This is a genomic window from Microcoleus sp. F10-B2, assembly GCF_036704965.1.
GTDB lineage: Bacteria > Cyanobacteriota > Cyanobacteriia > Cyanobacteriales > Microcoleaceae > Microcoleus.
This window is the reverse complement of the sequence record NZ_JAUBTB010000014.1, coordinates 98,303-105,018: the sequence shown is the minus strand read 5'-3', so window position 1 is coordinate 105,018 and position 6,716 is coordinate 98,303. Positions and strand designations below refer to the sequence as shown.

The following is a 6,716-nucleotide window of genomic DNA, read 5'->3' as shown; positions in this document are numbered from 1 at the left end:
TCTTTCACCGATCGCGTCATTGGATTTCTCACCGGATGGTCTTGGATTTTACAGTCTTTATCTCTATCACATCTTTAAAAAAATGGTATTACCATATTTCTCGGCTCTCACTCTCACTATTTTTTACCTGAATCCTTACGACCGGACCTCAAACAATTTATCATTGATACGATCGTAAGTGGAGATGGAGACGTACCATTATATCTCAAAATAGATGACGGAAATGCCGATGATAAAAGTGTCTTTGTAGAGAGATTAAAAAAATTTAAAAACCAGTGGACATTTGACGGAATCTGTGTAGCAGACAGTGCCTTGTACACAGCAGAAAATTTGTCAGCAATGGCAGGAATGAAATGGATAACAAGAGTACCATTAAGCATCAAATCAGCTCAAAATAAAATCTGCAACATTGAAGATAGTGACTGGGAATACTCTCAAATAAAAGGCTATAAAATAGCAGCCCAAACGAGTGAGTATGCTGGCATCAAGCAAAGATGGCTAGTAATAGAAAGTGAAATCAGAAAGCAAGCAGATATCAAAAAAATAGTCAAGCAAGTAGAGAAACAATTAGAATCAGCCACAGCCAAACTGCGTAAGCTATCCAGGCAAAAATTTGCTTGTATTTCCGATGCGGAAACTGCCATAAAAAAGTTGTCAGAATCATGGAAATATCACCAAGTAACAGAAATTAAATCCCAAGACAAAACAGTTAAAGCAACAAAAAGCAATCTGAAAAAACTCGCTCGAACACAGACAAAAGTTTATCAAATTACGGGTGAAATAGAACCCCGAAATTCAGCGATTGAAGCGGAAAAAGTCAAAGCCGGGAGATTCATATTAGCCACAAATATCTTAGATGCTGAAGCAGTAACTAATCCACAGGTATTATCGGAATATAAAGCGCAGCAAAGTAATGAGCGAGGATTGAGATTTATCAAAGATCCGTTATTTTTTACTTCCAGCGTATTCGTGAAAAAGCCAGAGCGAGTTGAAGCAATCGGAATGATAATGGGACTGTGTTTGTTAGTATATAACCTGGCGCAAAGGAAATTGAGACAACAATTATCAGCTACCAACGAACGAGTGAAAAATCAGGTAAAGAAATTGACCGATAAGCCGACAATGCGCTGGATATTTCAGATGTTTCAGGCGGTACATTTAGTGACGATAAATGGAGCGAAGCAGGTCAGTAATTTAACCCAAGAGCGTCAAGATATCTTGCGGCATTTAGGAGAGTATTGCTGTCAATACTATTTAATATTTTCAAGTGAATAACGATTGAGATCGAGGTGTAGATATTTGTGAATATTTTTCATTAATCGGAACTTACCCCGCACATAAGATTCATTTCTTCTGAAACCATTACAGGGCAAGACTTTCCGGGAGCGGGAAAATCAAGTACATGACTACAACTTTTTACAACCCTTATGTGGAGGGGGTTTGAGTTAATTTTATGATACAGCAATACTTTGGTTCTAAATATTAAGAAAATCTTAAATACATGGCTACAAAATTGGAACTGCCAAATAGCTAAAACGAATACAGCTCAAAGAATACAGCCACCGAAACTACCCCCTGCAGGGGTAAGTTCCGATTAATTAGTCAAGACAATTTGCTCTTGGCATAAGTTTTCTTGCTTCAAAATATGAGTGGTCAGGATAAAATAGCAACATGAATATATGAGAAAAAGCCAATTATTTCAACTAACTTAGTTTAGGTAAATTTGACAAGCTTCTGTAATGCTAAAACTGCATAATTTCAGCCCAAAAGCGTTTCGCTTCCAAGTTTTCACAACTGATAAAAAAATCCGACCCACATCTGCGGAATGTGGGTTTTATGTCAAAAACCGAAAATCATACCTATTTACTGTTGAATGATTATCAAAAGCTATATCTGGGCAAGTTATAGAAAACAAAAAGTTATGTCTCGTCGAGCTTGAATCACCCATCAAGTGCGATGCCTACGCCTGGCTACGCCTACGCGATTTTTTTTAACTTATTCAGCACACCCTAATTTAACAGATATTAATACTGACTCAGTGCAAATTTTGTAAAAAAGGGCGATCGCACTTTCATGGAGATGTTGAAAAAAGTGCGATCGCCTTTTAATTTTCTTTTCACCAACAGCTAGAAAGTCCCACTGATTCTTTTTAACCATTGATTGCCATCAGGTGTTTTTCCCGTAACACCGAATTCATCTGTTACGGGAGTAGTATCAGTCATTAAAGTACCATCTTTATTTATCCTGATTCCGTAAAACTTTCTACACTCTTCGCGCCATACATTGGCATTTGGTGTCGTTCCTGTGGCACCAAATTGATCCGTTACAGGAGTCTTTGATTGAGCATTAGCTGGCAGAGATATACTCAATATTAACAGCGCGATACTACCAACAAAAACTTGATACTTCATAAGATTGCTAATTCCTTTCTCAAGATATTGACAAACAGACTTTGACTGGTGGGAAATTGGTACTGGGGCGATGATTATTTGAGTTTTACATGATTATCTTATAAGTATTGATTTATCTGATAGTAGTTTCTTAAGGAAAAATATAGGATTTCATTGTCCTTTACATGATTTCCTGATATGGCGTTCTCCCTTGGCAAGCGCCTCAAGGCTACCCGCGAAGCACTCGGATTAACCCAAGAGCAAGTTATTGAGCAGTTAGAGCTGCGCTACGGGATAGCCCTGAGCCAACAAGCCATATCGTGTATCGAAAACGGCAAGCGCAAAGTAGACGCCGAGAGGGAGTTACCCGCCTTCGCCGCCGTGTACGAAAAACCTATCGATTATTTCTACGAAACCCTGGAATTGCCCGCCGCCACACCCCCAGCCGCACCCGCACCCAAGCGCAGCTCAGTCGTTAGCGTTGACATGGATGCTCTCACTCACCGCGATAAGTTAGAACTAGCTGCAGAATTAATTCACAACGTTTTGCAAGAAACCTAACTAGCAGAGACAATATAGGAAATACATACATATAGCCTTTCTCAGTAACATGAGGTGCTCATAGGGCCTAGGGCATAGGGCACGGGCATAAGAAGGAGCCCGTATACCTCACAACGCTTGAGAACAGCTATATTTCATAAATACCAAAATTTCTATGACTATCAAAGAATTAGAAGCGCAAGTTCTGGCCTTAACGCCAACCGAGAAAGCTCACATCATCCAATTATTAACCCAAAACTTAGCCAACAACTGGCAAGGAATTAGCAAAACTCCCGGTGTCTGCGGCGGTGATGCTTGTATCAGAAACACTCGCATTCCTGTTTGGGTACTGGAAAGTTTTCGTCGTTTGGGCATGAACGAGTCTCGACTCTTAAATAACTATCCCACACTAACAGCTACTGATTTAGCAAATGCCTGGGCTTATGCGGCAGCTTTTCCCGATGAAATTGAAATAGCTATCCGCGAGAATGACGAGGATTAAGATGAAGGCGCGTCTTTATGGTGACGAACAATTTCCCAGAGAGGTTGTAGAATTGCTGCGCCCTATGGGTCACAATATTTTGACAGTACAAGCAGCCGGAAAAGATAACCAAAAAATTCCTGACGAATAAGTGTTAGCTTTTGCAGTCAGTGAAAATCGAGCTGTTTTAACTCTAAATCGCCGTCATTTTATTAGACTGCACAGCTTACAGTCTGACCATGCTGGAATTATTGTCTGTAAGGCAGACCAGGACTTAGCAAGAATGGCGACTAACATTAATGAAGCTATTTCCTCACTGGCAACATTAACAGGTCAATTGATTCGAGTCTATCGTTCTGGACTGTAATCTATATCTTAAGCGATCGCCACAAAGTAAAGTACAGCAATCTCCACCCGAACACCACTGCATCGGTTTGATTGTCTGCTAGATGGCCTCGCCGATATTTCCCGCTGAAACAACCTAGGACGCGACTAAAACAGGAGACTCTGAAATCCGGCAAACATTGGACACCGTTGGCTGCTGCGACACGACTCGCACTTCGTGAGGATACCGGGGACGGGGGTCATTTTCTAACCAGATGGGCGGTACCATCATCACTTCATAGTAAGCGATCGTATGCAAAACCCCTGGCTGGGACTTCAATTCCACTGTCAAGCCTGCTCTGTACTCAAAAGCTTCTTCCCAGTCTAGGTTTCCATTCATATCCATAGCCATCGCGCCTCTTAATCTTGTTTCTTTTCTCCATTGTAGGCTGCTACATAAAACATTTGGTACTTTCTGTTGCTTATGATACAATTTTTAACCTTATATGTTAGATCCCTGACAATTTAACAGAGAGTAGCAATTGTCAATAAGTAAATAGACAGATTTCCCCAGAGGTGATAAGCAAGCTCAAAAGCCAGGCGGGAAAAGAGTTTGAGTTGATATGTCTCAAAAAAAATACGGGGGCGAAGCGCCAAGAGGCTGATATCAACTCCGGTAGCATGGGAATTAATATGACCCACAGTCAGGACACCGCGAGAGCAAGAGTGTCCCTACAATTAATCGGGGTAGGGGCACTCTTGCACGGCGCGGTGTCCTCGCTATCATTCCGATTGCATCGGAATGATAGCGAGGACACGGCAGTGCCGTGTCCCTACAATTGATCGTGATAGGGACACGGCACTGCCGTATCCTCCGTTTATATCATTCCGATGAAGAGAATTTTAAGGACTCAAGTTTGTACTGCAAACCTATTTTTGGAAGTTGGTCTAGTAAAAGAAAGCCGGTTTTTTTTACTAGACCGGCTTTCTCGATTAGTGAAAACTCAACTAATTTCACTTGGTTTGTTTCTGGTTCCTGTCGCTGTCGCCGTCTTTTTAGCAGTTGTTTTGTTCGGCACCGTCTTCTCAGTTCCAGTTTCCGATTTGAGCGCAGCAGTTTTAGTTGACTTCTTAGACTTGCTGCTAGTTTTGCCACCCCCTGCTGCTGGGGGGTTATACGGGCCGTTTGCCGCGCCTGTGCTGTGATATTTCTGGCCTATAGAACCCATTTGAGATATTTTCTTAAAAAATAAGGCAAACAAACAAGTCGTCTCACATAACTCAACAGGCACAAGACGATAAATCATGGAACTGCTGACAACGAAGTATTTTTGTCAAAAATCCGCTTTCTGACTACCTCTGCGTAACTCCCAATTACCAATTACCAATTACCAATTACCCATTTCCAATCACCAATCACCAAGGACTCCCAATCATCACAAAAGCCGACCAATAATAAGGATGCGACAACTTCAAATCCGCAAACCCTTGCAGCGAAGCCGGCAACTCCACCCCCTCACCCCGACTCGAACCCCGCAATCTGCCACCCTCCAAACGCACATCTCCCCGCAACATCGCAATTTGCGCTTGTCGCAGCGCCGCCCCCTTAATTCGCGCCGTCTTCAACTGCTGGTAAAACTCACTCATCAATCCCAAAGTACCTTCATCACTCACGTACCACAAACTTCCCAAAGCCGTTTGCACCCCCGCTTGCAGCGCCAACCCCCCAAAACCCAACTCCGCCTGTGCATCTCCCACCGCAGTCCGACAAGCACTTAAAACTAACATATTCACTTGCGGATCGTTCAATCTCAAATCTCGCAATTGATCCAGTCGCAGCCGACTATTCCACAACTGAATAAAAGAATTATTCGGTACTCCCGGTCGAAATTCGCCGTGAGTAGCTAAGTGAATAATGCCAAAAGGCCGGCTTTGATGCTGTCGCTTCAAATTATCCAAAGTGAAACCCTCATTCAGAAAACTGACTCCCGGCCACTCTCGGGAAATAGCAGCTATTTCAGCAGGAACCGCAGGTAAAGGATTCAACTCGGAAAATTCCGAGGCACCCATTGCTAAAACTTGAGAATTTCTGAGATCGACGTAGCGAGTATCTGTTAAATTAATGCTGGGCATCAGGCTGAGATTGTACTTTTCCACCAAAAATTGCTGTCCGTCGTGCAAAGCAGCAAAGGGCATACCTCTCAAACCCCGATCGACCACAAAGGAAATAGTATCGGTTTCGCACTTTTTCAAACTGTCCTCTAAAGGCGCAATCATCCACTTATAAAGCTGTTGGGAAGATGGGAGATAACTCGTAGTACCCCGCACCCCCGGTTTGGTAATCTCATCCCTGAACAGAGTTACAACTTTCAGCAGTTCTTGCCGGTTCGCGGCAGGCACGCTTTTGTGAACAACTTCACCGCAAGAAGTGATCAGCATTAAATTTAATTCTTCGGGCTGCGAGAACAGATAAATTAAGCTGGGTTTCGTGCCCGTTTCTGCGCCCACCGATCCTAACTTTTTTTTAATTTCCTCTGGGGATACCAACTCGTCGCTGATGTTGATGCCTAAATATTCCCCGAATTCTTGGCTGAAAGATTGATCCAGCAGAGACAAAGCTGCCGATATTTGGCCGCCCTCCAAATTCCTGCCGATGTCGCCGCGAAATGCCGACTGAATAACAGAATCTCTGATATTTGAATCGATGAAATTTCTCAGTCCTCTGGGAGATTGCATTCTTTCAGGAAGCATCCTGTCTCCGGGTTTTCCTATATCTCGCGATATTCTATTTTGGTTCTGTCGCTGTTGGCGGCTAAAGGGTTGGTTGCGATCGGGGAAAAGCAATCGCCCTCGATCTAATGGAAATCTATCCCTTGGTGATATTGGGGGCGCATTGGGGTTATTGGGATTATTCGGATTGTCGGGATTGAGGGGATTATTCGGATTGTCGGGATTGAGGGGATTATTCGGATTGTCGGGAT

Annotated in this window: 6 protein-coding genes and 2 pseudogenes; 5 read left to right on the top strand and 3 right to left on the bottom strand. The window is 43.0% G+C overall.

The genetic code is table 11. The features are described 5' to 3' along the window. Positions 1–138: 138 nt before the first annotated feature. Positions 139–1,275: pseudogene (locus QUA99_RS08175) on the top strand (IS1634 family transposase); the annotation flags it as partial. Positions 1,276–2,126: 851 nt separating this feature from the next. Here the strand turns inward: QUA99_RS08175 and QUA99_RS08170 are convergent. Beyond that, a complete protein-coding gene (locus QUA99_RS08170) occupies positions 2,127–2,411 on the bottom strand; it encodes a hypothetical protein (RefSeq protein WP_333235483.1) in 285 nt (94 codons plus the stop codon). Positions 2,412–2,588: 177 nt separating this feature from the next. Here QUA99_RS08170 and QUA99_RS08165 point away from each other — a divergent pair, with 177 nt between their 5' ends. The 3 genes and pseudogenes from QUA99_RS08165 to QUA99_RS08155 all read left to right on the top strand — a co-directional run bounded on the left by QUA99_RS08165 (position 2,589) and on the right by QUA99_RS08155 (position 3,778). Beyond that, positions 2,589–2,951, top strand: a complete 363-nt coding sequence (locus QUA99_RS08165) for a helix-turn-helix transcriptional regulator (RefSeq protein ID WP_333235484.1) — start codon at positions 2,589–2,591, stop codon at positions 2,949–2,951. 154 nt (positions 2,952–3,105) lie between these two features. Beyond that, positions 3,106–3,432 carry a DUF433 domain-containing protein gene (locus QUA99_RS08160; protein WP_333235486.1) on the top strand — a complete coding sequence of 109 codons (327 nt, stop codon included), beginning with the start codon at positions 3,106–3,108 and terminating at the stop codon, positions 3,430–3,432. Continuing rightward, a pseudogene (locus tag QUA99_RS08155) lies at positions 3,419–3,778 on the top strand (DUF5615 family PIN-like protein). The gene QUA99_RS08160 and the pseudogene QUA99_RS08155 overlap by 14 nt, the downstream one beginning before the upstream one ends. A gap of 114 nt (positions 3,779–3,892) precedes the next feature. On the opposite strand, the gene QUA99_RS08150 reads toward QUA99_RS08155, so the two are convergent. Further along, the gene (locus QUA99_RS08150; RefSeq protein WP_333235487.1) at positions 3,893–4,135 is read right to left on the bottom strand and encodes a hypothetical protein; all 243 of its coding nucleotides are present in this window, start codon (positions 4,133–4,135) and stop codon (positions 3,893–3,895) included. A 596-nt stretch (positions 4,136–4,731) separates the two neighbouring features. Here QUA99_RS08150 and QUA99_RS08145 point away from each other — a divergent pair. Then, on the top strand, positions 4,732–4,941 hold the full coding sequence (locus QUA99_RS08145; RefSeq protein ID WP_333235488.1) for a hypothetical protein: 210 nt from the start codon (positions 4,732–4,734) through the stop codon (positions 4,939–4,941). Positions 4,942–5,151: 210 nt separating this feature from the next. Here the strand turns inward: QUA99_RS08145 and QUA99_RS08140 are convergent. Further along, a partial coding sequence (locus tag QUA99_RS08140; RefSeq protein WP_333381225.1) for a CHAT domain-containing protein occupies positions 5,152–6,716 on the bottom strand: 1,565 nt, incomplete at its 5' end.